At 62.7% G+C, this 18,293-nt stretch carries 19 protein-coding genes; 12 read left to right on the top strand and 7 right to left on the bottom strand.

Annotated elements, in window-relative coordinates; all coding sequences use genetic code 11:
• From sufD to sufA, 4 genes are all read left to right on the top strand, one after another.
• A partial coding sequence (gene sufD, locus EN993_RS16915; RefSeq protein ID WP_127264240.1) for a Fe-S cluster assembly protein SufD occupies nucleotides 1-1,024 on the top strand: 1,024 nt, incomplete at its 5' end.
• A gap of 185 nt (nucleotides 1,025-1,209) precedes the next feature.
• Entirely contained in the window at nucleotides 1,210-2,451 is a 1,242-nt protein-coding gene (locus EN993_RS16910; protein ID WP_127264238.1) for a cysteine desulfurase, read from the top strand.
• Between the two features lie 21 nt (nucleotides 2,452-2,472).
• Complete coding sequence (locus EN993_RS16905; RefSeq protein WP_109669593.1) at nucleotides 2,473-2,865, top strand: SUF system Fe-S cluster assembly protein; 393 nt, start codon at nucleotides 2,473-2,475, stop codon at nucleotides 2,863-2,865.
• A 100-nt stretch (nucleotides 2,866-2,965) separates the two neighbouring features.
• On the top strand, nucleotides 2,966-3,346 hold the full coding sequence (sufA, locus tag EN993_RS16900; RefSeq protein ID WP_127264236.1) for a Fe-S cluster assembly scaffold SufA: 381 nt from the start codon (nucleotides 2,966-2,968) through the stop codon (nucleotides 3,344-3,346).
• Between the two features lie 31 nt (nucleotides 3,347-3,377).
• On the opposite strand, the gene EN993_RS16895 is transcribed toward sufA, so the two are convergent.
• Entirely contained in the window at nucleotides 3,378-3,875 is a 498-nt protein-coding gene (locus EN993_RS16895; RefSeq protein ID WP_127264234.1) for a GFA family protein, read from the bottom strand.
• A 90-nt stretch (nucleotides 3,876-3,965) separates the two neighbouring features.
• On the opposite strand from EN993_RS16895, the gene EN993_RS16890 reads away from it, so the two are divergent.
• Nucleotides 3,966-4,289: a TfoX/Sxy family protein gene (locus tag EN993_RS16890; RefSeq protein WP_127264232.1), complete on the top strand. Its 324-nt coding sequence runs from the start codon at nucleotides 3,966-3,968 to the stop codon at nucleotides 4,287-4,289.
• 185 nt (nucleotides 4,290-4,474) lie between these two features.
• On the opposite strand, the gene EN993_RS16885 is transcribed toward EN993_RS16890, so the two are convergent.
• Both EN993_RS16885 and EN993_RS16880 read right to left on the bottom strand, forming a co-directional pair.
• The gene (locus tag EN993_RS16885) at nucleotides 4,475-5,392 is read right to left on the bottom strand and encodes a pseudouridine-5'-phosphate glycosidase (RefSeq protein ID WP_127264230.1); all 918 of its coding nucleotides are present in this window, start codon (nucleotides 5,390-5,392) and stop codon (nucleotides 4,475-4,477) included.
• A gap of 75 nt (nucleotides 5,393-5,467) precedes the next feature.
• Nucleotides 5,468-6,412 carry a carbohydrate kinase family protein gene (locus EN993_RS16880; protein ID WP_109669605.1) on the bottom strand — a complete coding sequence of 315 codons (945 nt, stop codon included), beginning with the start codon at nucleotides 6,410-6,412 and terminating at the stop codon, nucleotides 5,468-5,470.
• Between the two features lie 280 nt (nucleotides 6,413-6,692).
• Between EN993_RS16880 and recA the strand changes: the two genes are divergently transcribed.
• From recA to EN993_RS16865, 3 genes are all read left to right on the top strand, one after another.
• Complete coding sequence (gene recA, locus EN993_RS16875) at nucleotides 6,693-7,790, top strand: recombinase RecA (RefSeq protein WP_057145834.1); 1,098 nt, start codon at nucleotides 6,693-6,695, stop codon at nucleotides 7,788-7,790.
• Between the two features lie 295 nt (nucleotides 7,791-8,085).
• Nucleotides 8,086-10,755: an alanine--tRNA ligase gene (alaS, locus tag EN993_RS16870; RefSeq protein ID WP_109669607.1), complete on the top strand. Its 2,670-nt coding sequence runs from the start codon at nucleotides 8,086-8,088 to the stop codon at nucleotides 10,753-10,755.
• A gap of 65 nt (nucleotides 10,756-10,820) precedes the next feature.
• Complete coding sequence (locus EN993_RS16865; protein WP_245468861.1) at nucleotides 10,821-11,615, top strand: PhzF family phenazine biosynthesis protein; 795 nt, start codon at nucleotides 10,821-10,823, stop codon at nucleotides 11,613-11,615.
• A gap of 8 nt (nucleotides 11,616-11,623) precedes the next feature.
• On the opposite strand, the gene EN993_RS16860 is transcribed toward EN993_RS16865, so the two are convergent.
• Complete coding sequence (locus tag EN993_RS16860; RefSeq protein WP_127264228.1) at nucleotides 11,624-12,250, bottom strand: glutathione S-transferase family protein; 627 nt, start codon at nucleotides 12,248-12,250, stop codon at nucleotides 11,624-11,626.
• 12 nt (nucleotides 12,251-12,262) lie between these two features.
• Nucleotides 12,263-13,474 (bottom strand): NADP-dependent isocitrate dehydrogenase, encoded by a 1,212-nt coding sequence (locus EN993_RS16855; protein ID WP_109669613.1) that lies wholly within the window; start codon nucleotides 13,472-13,474, stop codon nucleotides 12,263-12,265.
• A gap of 237 nt (nucleotides 13,475-13,711) precedes the next feature.
• On the opposite strand from EN993_RS16855, the gene EN993_RS16850 reads away from it, so the two are divergent.
• Nucleotides 13,712-14,626, top strand: coding sequence for an RNA methyltransferase (locus tag EN993_RS16850; protein ID WP_164757685.1), 915 nt, complete (start codon nucleotides 13,712-13,714; stop codon nucleotides 14,624-14,626).
• Nucleotides 14,619-15,407, top strand: coding sequence for a glutamate racemase (murI, locus tag EN993_RS16845; RefSeq protein ID WP_109669618.1), 789 nt, complete (start codon nucleotides 14,619-14,621; stop codon nucleotides 15,405-15,407). Before EN993_RS16850 ends, murI begins: the two co-directional genes overlap by 8 nt.
• Nucleotides 15,408-15,430: 23 nt before the next feature.
• On the opposite strand, the gene EN993_RS16840 is transcribed toward murI, so the two are convergent.
• Nucleotides 15,431-16,810, bottom strand: a complete 1,380-nt coding sequence (locus EN993_RS16840) for an RNB domain-containing ribonuclease (RefSeq protein ID WP_127264225.1) — start codon at nucleotides 16,808-16,810, stop codon at nucleotides 15,431-15,433.
• A 162-nt stretch (nucleotides 16,811-16,972) separates the two neighbouring features.
• On the opposite strand from EN993_RS16840, the gene EN993_RS16835 reads away from it, so the two are divergent.
• Nucleotides 16,973-17,161, top strand: coding sequence for a DUF3008 family protein (locus tag EN993_RS16835; RefSeq protein WP_023810328.1), 189 nt, complete (start codon nucleotides 16,973-16,975; stop codon nucleotides 17,159-17,161).
• A 98-nt stretch (nucleotides 17,162-17,259) separates the two neighbouring features.
• Here EN993_RS16835 and EN993_RS16830 read toward each other — a convergent pair whose 3' ends face one another.
• Nucleotides 17,260-17,457 (bottom strand): hypothetical protein, encoded by a 198-nt coding sequence (locus EN993_RS16830; protein ID WP_027042433.1) that lies wholly within the window; start codon nucleotides 17,455-17,457, stop codon nucleotides 17,260-17,262.
• A 378-nt stretch (nucleotides 17,458-17,835) separates the two neighbouring features.
• On the opposite strand from EN993_RS16830, the gene rpsD reads away from it, so the two are divergent.
• Nucleotides 17,836-18,293 (top strand): 30S ribosomal protein S4 (gene rpsD, locus EN993_RS16825; protein ID WP_127264223.1); only part of this gene is annotated, 458 nt, incomplete at its 3' end.

The following is an 18,293-nucleotide window of genomic DNA, read 5'->3' as shown; positions in this document are numbered from 1 at the left end:
GATTGTCGCCGGTTCCACCGTGGTGTCGATCCTGAACGGCACGTCCGACGCCAAGGTGCCGGTCCTTGAAGGCGTCACTTTCCAGCGCCTGTCGGAAAAGCTGACCGACGGCAGCATCGCGCCGGGGCTCGATCCCTATGGCAGCGACGACGCCATCGGTGCACTGAACACGGCGTTCGTTGCCGACGGTTATTTCGTCGATATCGCCGATGGCGCGGAACTCGAAAAGCCGATCGAACTGCAGAACCTGCAAGCCGGTGGCCAGACCCATGTGCGCCTGCCAGTGCGTGTCGGCGCTGGCGCCAAGGCCGTTATCGTCGAGCGCCAGACGGGTGACGGGGCTGCCCTGGTCAGCTCGGTCAGCCAGCTCGTGCTGGGCGAGGGTGCCGAAGTGATATGGCTGATCGTGCAGGAGCAGCCGGAAACGGCCACGCATCTGGGGCAGTTCAAGGCGCATCTAGGCAAGAATTCGAAGCTGACGGTGTTCTTCATGAATGCTGGCGGCAAGCTTGTGCGCCAGGAGATCGTGGTCAGGACGACAGGCGAAGGCGCCGATTTCAAATTGCGCGGCATCAACCTTCTGGCCGGCGACACCCATACCGACGTGACCATGGTGCTCGACCATGCCGTACCGCACACGACCTCGACGGAAGTCATCCGCAACGTGGTGACGGGCAAGGCGCGGGGCGTCTTCCAGGGCCGCATCAACGTCCATCAATATGCGCAGAAGACCAACGCCAAGATGGCCTGCAACACGCTGTTGCTGTCGGATGACGGCGAGTTCTCGACCAAGCCGGAGCTGGAAATCTTCGCCGACGACGTCGTCTGCGGCCATGGCGCGACGGTCACCGAGATCGACCACGACCATCTGTTCTACCTGATGGCGCGCGGCGTCGACGAGAAGACCGCGCGGGGGCTCCTTGTGAAAGCCTTCGTTGCCGAGGTGATTGAGGAACTGGACGACGAGATGATCGTCGAGGCGCTGGAAGCGCGGCTCGACGACTGGTTCGTGGCACACGGCTAATTGGATGGGGCCCGGCAAAGCCACCCCTCATCCGTCTTGGCGCTACGCGCCAATCCACCTTCTCCCACAAGGGGAGAAGGTAAAGCGCTAGACCTTCTCCCCTTGCGGGAGAAGGTGGCCGAGCGAAGCTCGGTCGGATGAGGGGTGTTGGAAGGATCTCGGCCTAGGCCGGCAAGGACTTTGAAATGGACCAGAAAGTCGAAAACATCCCCTACGACGTCGAAGCGATCCGCCGCGATTTCCCGATCCTGTCGCGGGAAGTCTACGGCAAGAAGCTGGTCTATCTCGACAATGGCGCCTCGGCACAGAAGCCGCAGGTGGTGCTGGACACAATCCAGCACGCCTATTCCCAGGAATACGCCAACGTCCATCGCGGCCTGCACTTCCTCTCCAATGCGGCGACGGATGCTTATGAGAAGGCGCGCGAGACGGTGCGCCGCTTCCTCAACGCGCCCAGCACCGACAACATCATTTTCACCTCGAACACGACCTCGGCCATCAACACGGTCGCTTATGGCTATGGCATGCCCAACATCGGTGAGGGCGACGAGATCGTGCTGTCGATCATGGAGCACCATTCCAACATCGTTCCCTGGCATTTCATCCGCGAGCGGCAGGGCGCCAAACTGGTCTGGGTGCCGGTCGACGATCTCGGCGTCTTCCACATCGAGGAATTTGAAAAGCGCCTGACCGACCGCACCAAGCTGGTCGCCATCACGCAGATGTCGAATGCGCTGGGCACGGTGACGCCGATCAAGGAGATCGTGCGCATCGCGCATTCGCGTGGAATTCCGGTGCTGGTCGACGGCAGCCAGAGCGCCGTGCATATGCCGATCGATGTGCAGGATCTCGACTGCGACTTCTTCGTCTTCACCGGCCACAAGGTCTACGGCCCGTCGGGCATCGGCGTGCTCTACGGCAAGAAGGACATTCTCCAGGGCATGCGCCCCTTCATGGGCGGCGGCGAGATGATCGAGGAAGTGACGGAAGACATCGTCACCTACAACGAGCCGCCGCACCGCTTCGAGGCCGGCACGCCGCCGATCGTGCAGGCGATCGGGCTTGGCGCGGCATTGGACTATATGGAATCGGTCGGCCGCGAGCGCATCGCCGCACACGAGGAAGACCTGAAGAACTACGCGCATGAGCGGCTGCGCGCCATCAACTCGCTGCGCATCTTCGGCGATGCGCCCGGCAAGGGAGCCATTATCTCGTTCGAGCTGCAAGGCATTCATGCGCACGACGTGTCGATGGTGATAGACAGGCAGGGCGTTGCGGTGCGCGCGGGCACCCATTGCGCCCAGCCGCTGTTGAAACGTTTTGGTGTAACCTCCACATGCAGGGCATCGTTCGGCATGTATAATACCAGGGCCGAAGTTGACGCTTTGGCCGAGGCGCTTGAAAAAGCGCGCAAATTCTTCGGATGACGAGTTTTTTGGGTGACGACCATGGATGATGTGAGCAGCGCAGCCGAGACCACTCCGGAAACCGCGCCCAATGCACTGGTTTCGGGATCAGCCATTCCAGCCGACGAACTGGCGCGGCTGACCGACGACATCGTCTCGGCGCTGAAGACTGTCTACGATCCGGAAATCCCGGCCGACATCTACGAGCTTGGGCTGATCTACAAGATCGACATCGAGGACAATCGGTCGGTCAAGATCGACATGACGCTGACCGCGCCCGGCTGCCCTGTCGCCGGCGAAATGCCCGGCTGGGTGGAGAATGCCGTTGGTGCCGTCGAAGGCGTGTCCGGCGTCGAGGTCAACATGACTTTCGACCCGCCCTGGTCGGCCGACCGGATGTCGGAAGAGGCGCAGGTTGCAGTAGGTTGGTACTAGCGTCGAACCTGGCACACTTGCGCCAAGGGTAAAACTTCACCATTTTAGGTGAGGAATCATTCGGCAGGCCTTGAACCTGCATGGAATGGAAGGAAAAAGAATGGGACGCTTTGCCGTCATCACGATGACCGAAAAGGCCGCCGACCGGGTGCGCGAGATTGTCGCGACCCGCGAGAGTGCGCATGGCATCCGCCTCGGCATCAAGAAGGGCGGCTGCGCCGGCATGGAATACACGGTTGACCTGGTGACCGAGCCCAACACCAAGGACGACCATATCGAGCGCGACGGCGCCCATGTCTATGTGGCGCCTGAGGCGGCGCTTTTCCTGTTCGGCACTGAGATGGATTTCGAGCAGACGACGCTGCGCACCGGCTTCACCTTCCACAATCCGAACCAGAGTTCGGCCTGCGGTTGCGGCGAATCCGTCGAACTGAAGCCGGCCGATCTGAAGGCGCTGGCAGAGGCACGCGCCTCGGCCTGATCTTCCTTCGCCCCGTACGGGGCGAAGAACGCTACTCCACCCACATGCCCGTCCGCTTGTGCCAATCGGCGATCGATTCCTCGGGATAGACGTCGAACGTTTTGTCGCCCTTGCCGATGTCGGGCTCGACCCAGTTCGCCTTGTATTTCAGCATCAGATGCACCCGGCTCGGTGGAATGGGCAGGTCGTTGTCGATCGCCGAAGCGAAGGGATGCACCAGCTCCGGCCAGGTCGGGTCGTAGAGCCACAGCGCCGAGCCGCATTTGCGACAGAAATTGCGCTCACCCGTCGAGATCTCGCACTGCGGATGTTCGTCGTCTTCGATCTCGGCCCGGTAGACGCCGAGGCTCCTTTTGCCCCTGATGTTCAACGTCGCGCTGTCGGCGCCGAGGTTGATGGCAAAACCGCCACCGCCTTGCTGTTTGCGGCAGATCGAACAGTAGCACAGCATGAATGGCGCCGGCGTGTGGCTCTCCACCTCGAAACGCACGGCGTTGCAGCGGCAGGATCCTTTGAGCAGAAGCGGCATGACAAAAACTCCGACGGATGGCTCTCAACCTGTCAGCATGATTTTGGTTGCGGCGATGACAAGCCCAAATGCTGGTGACATGATCGCGGCATGGACAATGAACGCATCGCCGAACTGTTCGAGGGCCTAGGCCCGGTCAGCATCCGCAAACTGTTCGGCGGCAAGGGCATCTATTTCGACGGCATCATCGTCGCCATCGTGCTGCGCGGCGAATTGATGCTGAAGGCCGACGAGCAAAGCGCACCGGACTTCGAAGCCGCCGGTTGCCGGCAGTGGACCTATACGGGCTCCCGCCACGGCAAGCTGGTCTCCATGCCCTACTGGAGCATTCCCGACAGCGCTTTCGATGATCCCGACGAGATGACGGTCTGGGCGCGCCGGGCCTATGAGGCGGGGCGGCGGGCGGGGAAGTAGATTCCCGCAAGCACGAGGCCGCCCCCTCATCCGGCCGCTTCGCGGCCACCGTCTCCCCGAGGGGAGAAGAGGTCGATGTCGGCTCTGGGAGCTCCTCTCCCCTCGGGGAGAGGTCGGATTGCCCCGAATTGCCCTTTGCAATTCGGTTTTGGCAATCCGGGTGAGGGGGTCTTTGTCGCGTGAACCTACAATGCCTTCGCAATCCTCGCCGCCAGCCGCGCATTGTTCTCCACCAGCGCGATGTTGGTCTTCAGGCTCCTGCCGCCGGTCAGTTCGAGGATTTTCGACAGCAGGAAGGGCGTCACCGCCTTGCCGGTCACGTTGAGCGCCTCGGCGGCCTTTTGCGCGGCTTCAATGTAGCCGGCCATCTCTTCAGCGGGGATTTCGTGGTTCTCGGGCACCGGATTGGCGATCAGCATGCCGCCGCCGAGGCCAAGCGCTGCCCTCGTCTGGTAGAAATGCGCGATCTCTTCCGGTTTGTGCAAGGTCAGCGGCGCACGGAACGGCGAATGCCGCGACCAGAAGGCCGGCATCGTCTCGCAGCCATGGCCGACCACCGGCACGCCGCGCGTCTCCAGCACTTCCAGCGTCTTTTCGATGTCGAGGATGGCCTTGGCGCCGGCCGACACGACGATGACCGGGGTGCGCGCCAGCTCGTCGAGATCGGCGGAAATGTCAAAGCTCTTTTCCGCACCCTTGTGCACGCCGCCGATGCCGCCGGTGGCGAACACTTTTATGCCGACCATATGCGCCGCAATCATCGTGGCGGCGACCGTGGTGCCGCCGGTGCGCCCTTGAGCCACCGCAAAACCGAGATCGGCGCGCGACAGCTTCATGGCGTCGCCCGTCATCGCCAGCGATTCGCGTTCGCCGTCCGAAAGCCCGATCTTGATGCGCCCGCCAACCACGGCGATCGTCGCCGGCACGGCGCCGCCATCGGTGATGATCTTTTCGACATCGGCCGCCATGGCGCCATTGTCGGGGTAGGGCATGCCATGGGTGATGATGGTGCTTTCCAGCGCCACCACCGGCCGACCGGCGGCCAGGGCCTGCACCACCGGCGCGTGGATATCGATGAAGGGGCGGGCGGTCTCTGGGGTCATCTGGGTCTCCAATCCGGAGTGCGGCGCGTCCATCGGGACGCTCGGCAACACTGCGGCACTATAAATTTGCCGGTCTCATGCCACTTCCTGCGCATCCGGCACAAGAGCCAACGCTTCCGCGAAGCTCGCCGTGGTGAACTCCGGAACGGCGTTGGCGCTTTCGATGGCAAGCGTCGCCGCGGCAATGCCGTCGCGCAAGGCCACCCGCAGCGGCAGGCCGCGCAGCAAGGCAGCGACCGTTGCGCCCGCCAGCGCATCGCCGGCGCCGGTGACGTCAGCGACCTTTCTTGGCGGCGGCGGCAGGATCGAGAAGGCGCCGGCTTCATCGAAGCCCAGCATGGGGCCACCGCCCGCCGTCACCACGCCGCTTTTGAGCCCTGCGCGTCTCAGCCCGTCGACGATGTCTTGCGGAGAAGCCGCGGCGTCCAGGTCTGCCAGCGCGATCGCTTCGCGCCGGTTCATGAAGACGACGGCCAGATCGCCAAGCACCGGCTTCAAACGCACGATCTTGGCCGGCGAAATGGCAATGGCGAAGACGGGTTTGCCGGCGGCAAGCGAAACCAGCCGCTCCAGTGCCGCCGTCGGCAGGTTGGCGTCGCAGAAGACGGCATCGGCGGCAGCAATCACCTCCCGTACCTTGGAGCGCCTGATCTGCTTGGGAAACGCCAGGTCATAGAGCGCCATGTCGGCAAAGCCGACGATCAGCTCGCCCTCGCGGTCGATCAGCGCCGTATAGCTCGGCGTGGTGCGGTCGAGGAACACCGCCGACAGGTCGGCAATACCTGCCTCGGCAATGGCTCGCGAAACGGTGTCGGCGGCGGCATCGCCGCCGCGCACCGACATGAGCGACGCGGAGACGCCACGAAGCACCGCACTGCGCAAAGCGTTGAAGACGCCGCCGCCGACATCCTCGCGCATCGTGCCGGGATTGGAGGCGGCAGGCACGTAGGGGCCGGACACCTGACCGCGCCGGTCGATATGGGCGCCGCCTACGGCCAGTATTTTCGCGGATTTCAGCATGCCGGCGATATGACCTTTGTTATTCCAGCCGCACAAGCGCTAGGCTGCGTGACGAAGCTTCGCATGCAAGGCAGCGATTCGGCAGATCGAAACAATCGAGCCGTCTGGCCCAATGCGGGATGCATCGTGAAACGAATCGTGAGACAAAAAAAGAACAAATCTGGATATTGATTGTTTTTCAGATATTTGACCCCTCTTGCCAAACGAGAACAAAAAAGGTACAAAATGGCAGGGATTACGGATTGTCCGGCCTTCATTGACGACCAAGGGGTGATGTATCATGGCTCAGAATTCTTTGCGGCTTGTAGAGGATAAGGCAGTGGACAAATCAAAGGCTCTGGATGCGGCGCTGTCGCAGATCGAGCGGGCTTTCGGCAAGGGCTCGATCATGCGGCTCGGCGCGAACGAGCAGGTCGTCGAGATCGAAACGGTGCCGACAGGCTCGCTTGGCCTCGACATCGCGCTTGGCGTCGGTGGCCTGCCGCGCGGCCGCATCGTCGAGATCTATGGGCCGGAAAGCTCGGGCAAGACGACGCTGGCCCTGCACACCGTGGCCGAAGCTCAGAAGAAGGGCGGCATCTGCGCCTTCGTCGATGCCGAGCACGCGCTTGACCCAGTCTATGCCCGCAAGCTTGGCGTCGATCTCGAGAACCTCCTGATCTCGCAGCCCGACACTGGTGAGCAGGCGCTGGAAATCTGCGACACGCTGGTGCGCTCCGGCGCCATCGACGTGCTGGTGGTCGATTCGGTCGCCGCGCTGACGCCACGCGCCGAAATCGAAGGCGAGATGGGCGATTCGCTGCCCGGCCTGCAGGCCCGCCTGATGAGCCAGGCGCTGCGCAAGCTGACCGCTTCGATCTCGCGCTCCAACACCATGGTCATCTTCATCAACCAGATCCGCATGAAGATCGGCGTCATGTTCGGTTCGCCCGAAACCACCACCGGCGGCAACGCGCTGAAATTCTACGCTTCGGTGCGCCTCGATATCCGCCGCATCGGTTCGGTCAAGGACCGCGACGAGGTCGTCGGCAACCAGACCCGCGTCAAGGTGGTCAAGAACAAGCTGGCGCCGCCCTTCAAGGTGGTCGAGTTCGATATCATGTATGGTGAAGGCGTGTCCAAGACCGGCGAACTGGTCGATCTCGGAGTCAAGGCCGGCGTGGTCGAGAAGTCGGGCGCCTGGTTCTCCTACAATTCGCAGCGTCTCGGCCAGGGTCGCGAGAATGCCAAGCTGTTCCTGCGTGATAACCCCGACACCGCGCGCGAGATCGAACTGGCGCTCAGGCAGAATGCCGGGCTGATCGCCGAGAAGTTCCTTGAGAATGGCGGCTCTGAAGGTGGCGACGACGGTTTCGAGGAAGAATCCGGCGCGATGTAACAGCTTCGTGCGCGATGCCGGCCGGAGTTCGGCCATAATCGCGTTCTATTATCTCAGGCTTATGTAATCGAGTTCCGAGTATTGCGTTTCGAAACCGTCGGCCCAGTGCCGGCGGTTTTGCGTTTTGGCGGCAAAACCAAGCGGGTTCGAACTGCCGGCAGGGGCCATGGATTGGACCAATTCCGTGTTTCTGGACAGGGTGAAGCGCGGCGGCTAAAAGGCCAAGTCCTATCTTCTAAAACGCAGAGCCCATTTCCGTCGGTTTGCCGGCGGCTCTTCCGAAAAGGCAGCATTCATGAGTGGCGTGAACGAAATCCGGTCGACATTTCTCGACTACTTCCGCAAGGAGGGTCACGAGATCGTCGCGTCGAGCCCGCTGGTGCCGCGCAACGACCCGACGCTGATGTTCACTAACGCCGGCATGGTGCAGTTCAAGAACGTCTTCACCGGCCTGGAGAAGCGGCCCTATTCGCGCGCCTCGACCGCCCAGAAGAGCGTTCGCGCCGGCGGCAAGCACAACGATCTCGACAATGTCGGCTATACCGCGCGCCATCTGACCTTTTTCGAGATGCTCGGCAATTTCTCCTTTGGCGACTATTTCAAGGAGCGCGCCATCGAGCTTGCCTGGAACCTGATCACCAAGGAGTTCGGGCTGAACAAGGACAAGCTGCTGGTCACCGTCTATCACACGGACGACGAGGCGGCCGGCTTCTGGAAGAAGATCGCCGGGTTTTCGGACGATCGCATCATTCGCATCGCGACCTCGGACAATTTCTGGGCAATGGGCGATACTGGACCCTGCGGGCCGTGCTCGGAGATATTCATCGACCGTGGCGAACACATCTGGGGCGGACCTCCCGGCAGCCCGGAGGAGGATGGCGACCGTTTCCTCGAGTTCTGGAACCTGGTGTTCATGCAGTATGAACAGGTGACGAAGGAGGAGCGCATCGACCTGCCGCGCCCGTCGATCGACACCGGCATGGGCCTGGAGCGCATGGCGTCCATCCTGCAGGGGGTGGAAAGCGTCTTCGAGACCGATCTGTTCCGTCATCTGATCGACGCGGCCTCGTCCGCCATCGGGCATGGTCCCGACAAGGAGACGGTCGCGTCCTTCCGCGTCATTGCCGATCATCTGCGCTCGTCCTCCTTCCTGGTGGCCGACGGCGTGCTGCCGTCGAACGAAGGCCGGGGCTATGTCCTGCGCCGCATCATGCGCCGCGCTATGCGCCATGCGCAGTTACTCGGTGCCAGCGAGCCGCTGATGTGGAAGCTGGTGCCGGCGCTGGTGCGCGAAATGGGCCAGGCCTATCCTGAATTGCTGCGCGGCGAACAGTTGATCACCGAGACCCTCAAGCTTGAGGAGACCAGGTTTCGCAAGACGCTGGTGCGCGGCCTCGGCCTGCTCTCCGAGGCGACGGAAACGCTGCATGCCGGCGACATGCTGGACGGCGAAACGGCCTTCAAGCTCTACGACACCTACGGCTTCCCGCTCGATCTGACACAGGATGCGCTGCGCCAGCGCAGCATCTCGGTCGATCTTGCCGGCTTCACCAATGCGATGGAGCAGCAGAAGGCCGAGGCGCGTAAGCATTGGGCTGGGTCTGGCGACGCGGCCACCGAGACCATCTGGTTCTCCGTGCGCGAGAAGGCAGGCGCCACCGAGTTCCTCGGCTACGAGACTGAAGCTGCGGAAGGCATCATCCAGGCGCTTGTCCGGGACGGCAAGACTGTCGACAGCGCCGGCAAGGGCGACGCGGTGGCGATCGTCGTCAACCAGACGCCGTTCTATGCCGAGTCCGGCGGCCAGATGGGCGACACCGGTATCATTTCAGGCGAAGGTTTTTCGATCGAGGTTTCGGATACGCAAAAGAAGGCTGATGGGCTGTTCGTCCATGTCGGCAAGGTGGCCAGCGGCACCGTCAAGACGGGCGCCGCCGTCGAGTTGAAGGTCGATCACGCGCGCCGCACCAGGCTGCGCGCCAACCATTCCGCGACGCATCTGATCCATGAGGCGCTGCGCGAGGTGCTGGGCAGCCATGTCGCGCAGAAGGGTTCGCTGGTGGCGCCGGAGCGCCTGCGCTTCGACATCTCGCACAACAAGCCCATTTCGCCAGAGGATCTCGAAGAGGTCGAGCGCATGGCCAACGAGATCGTCGTCCAGAACAGCCCGGTGTCCACGCGCCTGATGTCGGTCGACGATGCCATCGCCGAAGGCGCCATGGCGCTGTTTGGCGAGAAATATGGCGACGAAGTGCGCGTCGTGTCGATGGGCACCGGCGTGCATGGCGCCAAGGCCAACCGGCCCTATTCGGTCGAGCTCTGCGGCGGCACGCATGTCAGGGCGACCGGCGACATTGGCCTGGTGCGTGTCGTGTCGGACAGTGCGGTCGCCGCCGGCGTACGCCGCATCGAGGCGTTGACCGGCGAAGCCGCGCGCAGGCATCTCGATGAGCAGGACCGGCGTCTGAAATCGGTCGCCGCGACACTGAAGATCTCGCCGGCCGACGTGCCGGCGCGTGTCGAGGCGCTGCTCGATGAGCGAAAGAAGCTCGAAAAGGAACTGACCGAAGCGCGCAAGAAGCTGGCGCTGGGCGGCGGTGCTGCCGCTGGTGCGCCGTCGGAGAACGAGACCGTGGCCGGTGTCGGCTTCCTTGGCAAGGCGGTCTCCGGGGTCTCGCCCAAGGATTTGAAGCCGCTGGCCGATGCTGGCAAGAGTTCGCTCGGTTCCGGCGTCGTCGTCTTCGTCGGCGCCGGTGAGGACAACAAGGCGAGTGTTGTGGTCGCCGTCACCGACGATCTCGTCGGCCGCTTCAGCGCCGTCGACCTGGTGCGCGTCGCCTCCGCCGCACTGGGCGGGCAGGGCGGCGGCGGTCGGCCCGATATGGCGCAGGCCGGTGGCCCCGATGCTTCCAAGGCCAATGATGCGATTGCGGCGGTGAGGGCTGCGATCAGCGAGGCGGCGTAAACCAGCACCCCTCGAAGCGTGGCCGGCCTGACAGCCGGCTGCCTGGCTGACATCTGGAGGGTGCCGTGCCCACGCTGATCATGTATCAGGTAGACGCTTTTGCCGACCGGGCCTTTCAGGGTAATCCCGCCGCCGTCCTCATCCTGGAGGACTGGCTGGCGGACGATGTCATGCAGGCCATCGCGAACGAGAACAATCTGGCCGAGACCGCCTTTGCGCGGCGCAATGGCAAGGGCTGGGATTTGCGCTGGTTCACGCCGGTTCACGAAGTCGACTTCTGTGGCCATGCCACCCTGGCGATTGCCCATGTGTTGGCTTCGCAACACAATGTGGCTGACGACATGGCCTTTGCCACACGGGTAGGCGAGTTGCGGGTCTCCCAGCGGCAGGGCGCCTATCAGCTCGACCTGCCCTGTTTTCCGCCGCAACCTGTCGATGGCGAAACCGTATCGGCGCTGCGGGATATTTTGTCCCCGCATCCGGTTGCAGGCTTTCGTAATTTCGAGAACCTGTTCGTCGAGTTTGCCGATGAGCAGTCCGTGCGGTCCTTCGTTCCCGATTTGCTCAGGATCGGCGCCTTTCATCCGCTTGGACTGGTCATCACCGCGCGCGGGCAAACGCATGATTTCGTCTCCCGTTATTTCGTTCCCGGAGCAGGCATCCCCGAGGATCCGGTAACTGGCTCCATTCACGCGACGCTGGTGCCGTACTGGGCTGAAAAGCTCCGCAAAACCCATCTGTCAGCGTTCCAGTGCTCGCAGCGCGGCGGGCACCTTTTGTGCGACCTGGCCGGAGATCGTGTGCTGATCCTGGGTCGCGCCAAGACCTTCATGAAGGCGGAAATCTACCTTCCGGAATGAAGGTGGGCTCAGGCCGCCGGAGTGGTCGCGGCAAAGCTGGCGCGCGCTGAAATCCGGTCCCACCAAGCCTGGATTTCAGGAAATTCGGCCAGCAGCTTTTGCCCTTCACTGACTTTGAGAAAATAACCGATGATCGGCGCTGCGTGCAGATCGGCCAGTGTCAGCCGATCGCCCAACAACCACGGCCCCGGCGCTTTCAGCGAGGAAAGCGTCTGAAGCGCTTTGCTGGCCTGTGAAAGCCCGTTGGCGATCAGGGTCTCGTCGGGGGGCTCCCTCTCCAGCCGCTCGACGGCGACATCCCAGACCATCGACCTGTAGGCATAGGCGTCGAGCATGCCGATGATCTGGTTCATGGTTGCGCGGGCGCGAGCGTCCGTTGGCTGGAGATCTGGTCCTGCGAAAGCCTCGTCGACATAGCGCGCGATCGCGCTCGTCTCGAAGAGCCGAAACCCGTCATACGAGAACGCCGGGATGCGACCGAACGGATGGTGCTCGAAATACCAGGCGGGAATGCCCTCGGCGGCAAAGACATCGACCGGCACAAGCTCGTAGTCGATGCCTTTCTCCGCAAGCACGAGGCGGACGATGCGCACGTAGACGCTGTAATCCGCCCCGTGGACGGTGGGCTTGCCCATGCCGGTTGCCGGTCAGGCCATCGCCTTCTGCAGGTTCTCGTCGATCTTGTCGAGAAAACCCGAGGTCGAAAGCCAGGGCTGATCGGGGCCGATCAGCAGCGACAGGTCCTTGGTCATGAAGCCGGACTCGACCGTCTGGATACAGACCTTTTCCAGCGTGTCGGCAAAGCGCTTCAATTCGGCATTGTCGTCGAGCTTGGCGCGGTGGGCGAGGCCACGCGTCCAGGCGAAGATCGAGGCGATCGAGTTGGTCGAGGTTTCCTCGCCCTTCTGGTGCTGGCGGTAGTGGCGGGTGACGGTGCCGTGCGCGGCCTCGGCTTCCACCGTCTTGCCGTCCGGCGTCATCAGCACCGAGGTCATCAGGCCGAGCGAGCCAAAGCCTTGCGCGACCGTGTCGGACTGCACGTCGCCGTCATAGTTCTTGCAGGCCCAGACATAGCCGCCCGACCATTTCAGGGCGGAGGCCACCATGTCGTCGATCAGGCGGTGTTCATACCACAGCTTCTTCGACTTGAACTCGGCCTCGAATTCGGCCTCGTAGACTTCCTGGAAGATGTCCTTGAAGCGGCCGTCATAGGCCTTGAGGATGGTGTTCTTGGTCGACAGATAGACCGGATAGTTGCGCAGCAGGCCATAGTTCAGCGAGGCCCGCGCGAATTCGCGGATCGAGTCGTCGAGATTGTACATGGCCATGGCGACGCCGGCGCCCGGTGCGTCGTAGACGTCATGCTCGATGACCTTGCCGTCCTCGCCGACGAACTTGATCGTCAGCTTGCCCTTGCCGGGAAAGCGGAAATCGGTGGCGCGGTACTGGTCGCCGAAGGCATGACGGCCGACGATGATCGGCTTGGTCCAGCCAGGCACCAGGCGCGGCACGTTCTTCATGATGATCGGTTCGCGGAAGATCGTGCCGCCGAGGATGTTGCGGATGGTGCCGTTCGGCGACTTCCACATCTTCTTCAGCTTGAACTCCTCGACGCGCTGCTCGTCGGGGGTGATCGTCGCGCATTTCACGCCGACGCCGTATTTCTTGATGGCGTTGGCCGAATCGATGGTCACCTGGTCGTTGGTGGCGTCACGATGCTCGATGCCGAGGTCGTAATATTCGAGCTTGAGGTCGAGATAAGGGTGGATCAGCTTGTCCTTGATGAACTGCCAGATGATACGGGTCATCTCGTCGCCGTCGAGTTCGACGACCGGGTTCGCCACCTTGATCTTCGCCATGGAAAGAATGCCTCGTTGCTGGGAAATAGGACGGCCTTGCCCACGTGGCGTTCGACCGGGAGATGCCGCCCGTATATCAAAGCGTTTTTGGCCACGCAAACGGCGATCGGTCACGAATGTGAGGCCCTGGCCTCCATCATTTGCGAATGCTTCATTTTCGCGGCTGAATATGGCAGGGGACGCTGAAATGCCGCAAACAGCAGTTCATTGACAATCATGCCAGCCACTGAAGACGCCATGACCATTCCAGCCACCGGCCCGGCGATCATCCTGGTCGAGCCGCAGCTCGGTGAGAACATCGGCATGGTCGCGCGCGCCATGGCCAATTTCGGTCTGTCGGAGCTGCGTCTCGTCAACCCTCGTGACGGTTGGCCGAGCGAGAAGGCACGCGCGGCGGCCAGCCGCGCCGATCATGTCATCGACGCTGTCACCGTCTTCGACGATCTGGCCTCGGCGCTCGCCGACCTGAACTTTGTCTTCGCCACCACGGCCAGGCAACGCGATGGCTTCAAATCCGTGCGCGGGCCGGTGGAAGCGGGCAGGGTGCTACGGGCTCGTCACGTACTGGGCCAGCGCACCGGCATCCTGTTCGGGCGCGAGCGCTTCGGCCTCTACAATGACGAGGTCGGCCTTGCCGACGAGATCGTGACCTTTCCGGTCGATCCCGATTTCTCCTCGCTCAACATTGCCCAGGCCGCGCTGCTGATGTCCTACGAGTGGATGAAGTCCGGCCTGGAAGACGAGACGAAGACCAATTTTTCCGGTCCGGACATGAAGCCGGCAAGCAAGGAAGAGCTACACGGTCTGTTCGCCTATCTCGAAGGCGCCCTGGAAGCGCGCGGCTATTTCCGGCCGGCACCGAAGAAGCCGAAAATGATCGACAATCTGCGCGCTGTGCTGACGCGCGCCGGTTTTGCCGAACCGGAGTTGAAGGTGCTGCGCGGCATCATCTCGTCGCTCGACCGGTTTTCGCCGGCGATGCCGCGCGGCGATGGTTCCCCTGGCGATGATCCACGGCGCCTGCCCGCGGCCGCCGCGCGTGCCCGCAAGGCTGAAGTGGGTCGCCAGCCGCCCGCCGCCAATGGTGACGCCGCCAATGGTGACGACAGTGACACGCCGCCGCTGGGTGGCAAGGGAACCGACAATGACTGAGCGGCCGATCCTGATGTTCGATTCGGGCATCGGCGGGCTTACTGTGCTGCGCGAAGCGCGCGTGCTGATGCCTGACCGCCGCTTTGTCTATGTCGCCGACGATGCCGCTTTCCCCTATGGCGCCTGGGAGGAACCAGCCCTCAACGCCCATATCCTTGGCTTGTTCGGCACACTGCTGGAGAAATTCCGGCCCGAGATTTCGGTCATTCCCTGCAACACGGCGTCGACGCTGGTGATTGACGCGTTGCGCCAGAAATTCCCCGGTCATCCCTTTGTCGGTACGGTTCCAGCGATCAAGCCGGCGGCGGAACGCACCCGCTCCGGGCTCGTCTCGGTGCTGGCGACGCCTGGCACGGTCAAGCGTCAATACACGCGCGACCTGATCAGCAAATGGGCGCAGAAATGCCACGTGCGGCTGGTCGGCTCGGACCGGCTGGCGCCGCTGGCCGAAATCTATATGCGCCAGGGGTTCGTCGACGAGGAGATCGTGCGCGAGGAGATCGCGCCATGCTTTGTCGAGAAGGACGGCGCCCGCACCGACATCATCGTACTCGGCTGCACCCATTATCCGTTCCTGGCCAATCGCATGCGCAAGACCGCGCCCTGGCCGGTCGACTGGATCGACCCGGCCGAAGCGATCGCCCGCCGCGCCATGTCGCTGCTGGCGCCGGTCGATGGGCCGCTGCCGATGGGCGAGCCCGACATCGCCGTCTTTACCTCCGGCAAGGTGGACTTCGCAACCAGCCGGCTGATGCAGGGCTTTGGACTGGTCGTGCGCTAGGCCGTGACCGGACCGTCTGCCGTTCAGGCAGGTTCGAACACGATGCTGCGTTGATCCGGATCGGCCGAGACCAACCTTAGAGTCAGGCCATCACCCTGTTCGAGCCCGGAGGCCTTCAGGTTGGCCACGACAGGCATGTCGGCAAGTTGGACGCGCACGCCGTGGTTGACGTCGGTCACGACGGCTCTGAACGTCTCTCCCTCGCGTCCCCTGAGCATGACCGCCTCGGCAAGGTCGATGGCCGCATGGTTGATCTGCGAAGCGCTGGCATCCGCACGCCCCATCACCTTCGGCAGTCCAGTGAACGCATCGGTGACGGCCTGCGGCACGGGCTGGCCGTTGGCGATCGCCAGCGCGCAGCGCACGACGTAGCGATCGGCCAGCCGCCTGAGCGGCGCGGTTGCATGAGCATAGGTCGCAGCCATCGCCTCATGCCAGGGGACAACCCCCTCTTTGTAGGGTTGGTAAGATGCGCCGGGGCTTGCATGGCGGATTTCCAGCATCAGCGCCGCCTGTTGCGGATCGGCCGGGTCAAGGGTTCGCTGATAGTCACGCAAGCTGGTGGAGGCCGGCCAAGACAGTCCCAGAGCCTGTGCCGCGTTGCGCAGTCTTTGCACCTTGAAAGCATCTGGCTCCGACATCACACGGAACAACCCGGTATGGTGCGCAAGCATGGCATCGGCAATTGCCATGTTGGCGGCCAGCGAAAGCGCGGCGTTGTCTTGTTCGGATTGCAGCAGCGGTCTGAACGAAAGCCGGAATGTGCCATCGGCCAGCCTTTCCACCTCCTGCTCGGGCGGGTCGACGCGGGACGCGCCACGACCCTTTTCGTTCATCGCCATGCGTCGCGCCATTTCGGCAAAGCCGGCCGGGACATCGGAGGCCCGCACGCTGTCATAGGCGAGCTTCGCGCGGCTTTGGATGATTGCCCGCTCCGCGCCGTCCAATTTCACCAGACCGTCCCCGGCGACCCGAACGGTGAAGATGACAGCTGGACGCGGTCCATCCGGCAACAGGCTCGCCGCACCCTCGGCAAGTGCCGGCGGGTATAGACCGGCCTTGCCGTCCGGCAAGTAAAGCGTCTCGCCTCGCGTCCAGGCCTCGAGATCGATCGCGTCGCCGTCTTCGACGAACCAGGCTACGTCGGCAATGGCATAATGCAGCAGAAGATCGCTGCCGCTCGCCTCGATTGAAAACGCCTGATCAAGATCGGTGGAGGCTGCCGGATCGAGCGTGACGAAGGGTATATCAGTTCGATCGGCATGCTGGTTTGGCAAACGTTTGGCCGCCGCCTCCGCGGCGGCCATTACGGCTACCGGAAATCCATCCGGCACGTGGAATTCGGTGCGGATTTTCGCGAGGCCGGTGGAGAGTGCTTGCGAGGGATCGGTCAGTGATTTCATTCAGCCGTCCTACACCAGGGCTCTGGAGGCGGGAAGGCTGCCAACGAAAATCGCCAAAGCCGGCCGCCTGATGGGCTGGCACAGCCGGCTGAGGGACTGGACCGCCGGCGCTGGAACCACCGCCGAAGCGCGGCGTTTCTCCGACAGGAAAGGAGAAGCACCATGCCAGCCACCTCGAAAGCCCAGCAGAAAGCCGCCGGCGCTGCCTTGTCGGCCAAGCGCGGCGAAACGAAGAAGAGCGAACTCCAAGGCGCTTCCAAGGGAATGTACGAATCGATGAGCGAAAAGCAGCTCGAGGAATTCGCCGAGACCAAGCGCAAGGGCCTGCCGGAAAAGAAGTCAAAAGACTGAGTGTGTCATTCGCGAAACGCCGGCCCAAGGAAACAAGGCCCGTAGCGGAACTGCGGGCCTTGTTTCCTTAAGCAGAATCTCCGGGCAAATGTTTTGCCTTACCAGCGATGGCAGCGCCGTATCCGCTCGACGATCACCCTGCGATGGCCGTGCCGCCACACCACTCTCTTCTTGACGATGATGCGGCAGACTTGTTTGTGGCCATGCCAATGGCGCGCCATCGCCGGTTCGGGCGCCACCGCCATCGAACCTGCAAGCACCGCGGCGCCTGCCAAGGTAAGGAAGAACTTCTTCATGCTCATTGGACTCCTCAAGCTCCAGATCCCTTCCTGGTGCCGTTGGCGCAAACCTCCCGCCACATCCGGCATCGCATCAACGTCGTGAACGCTATAGGGTTGCGTTGCGCCGCGCCAGCCACAAGCTTGACACCGGTTAAATCTCCGTTTAATCAGCGCGCCAACACCGGGCCGCAATGCCCGGTGGTTTTCTTTATGTGCGCAAGATTCGTGGAAACTCAATTCTACTATCTTGTTTGAAATGACGTGTCCCGTGGGTTTTCCGCCGCGTTGCGTGGGAAAACCCTGTCAGGTCTCGAAAACGGGGGCCAGAGGAGGGCGCGTTTCCTTCACCCGGGCCATGAGGTTCCGGGTGTGTTGTTTTGAAAAGGGAATGCGATGAGCAAGCGCGAATCCGCGAAGTACAAGATCGACCGCCGTCTTGGCGAAAACATCTGGGGCCGCCCGAAGTCCCCGGTCAACAAGCGTGAATACGGCCCCGGCCAGCATGGCCAGCGCCGCAAGGGCAAGCTTTCCGATTTCGGCCTGCAGCTGCGCGCCAAGCAGAAGCTGAAGGGTCACTATGGCGACGTTTCGGAAAAGCAGTTCCGCAAGGTCTATGAAGAGGCGGATCGCCGCAAGGGCGACACCTCGGAGAACCTGATCGGCCTGCTCGAGTCGCGTCTCGACGCGGTCGTCTACCGCGCCAAGTTCGTGCCGACCATTTTCGCCGCCCGTCAGTTCGTCAACCACGGCCACGTCAACGTCAACGGCAAGCGCGTCAACATCGGCTCGTATCGCTGCAAGCCGGGCGATGTCGTCGAAGTGCGCGAAAAGTCGAAGCAGCTGGTCATCGT

Source organism: Mesorhizobium sp. M7D.F.Ca.US.004.01.2.1, assembly GCF_003997785.1.
Taxonomy (GTDB): domain Bacteria; phylum Pseudomonadota; class Alphaproteobacteria; order Rhizobiales; family Rhizobiaceae; genus Mesorhizobium; species Mesorhizobium loti.
The sequence above is the reverse complement of the archived record's forward strand: the minus strand, read 5'-3'. Positions and strand labels throughout refer to the sequence as shown.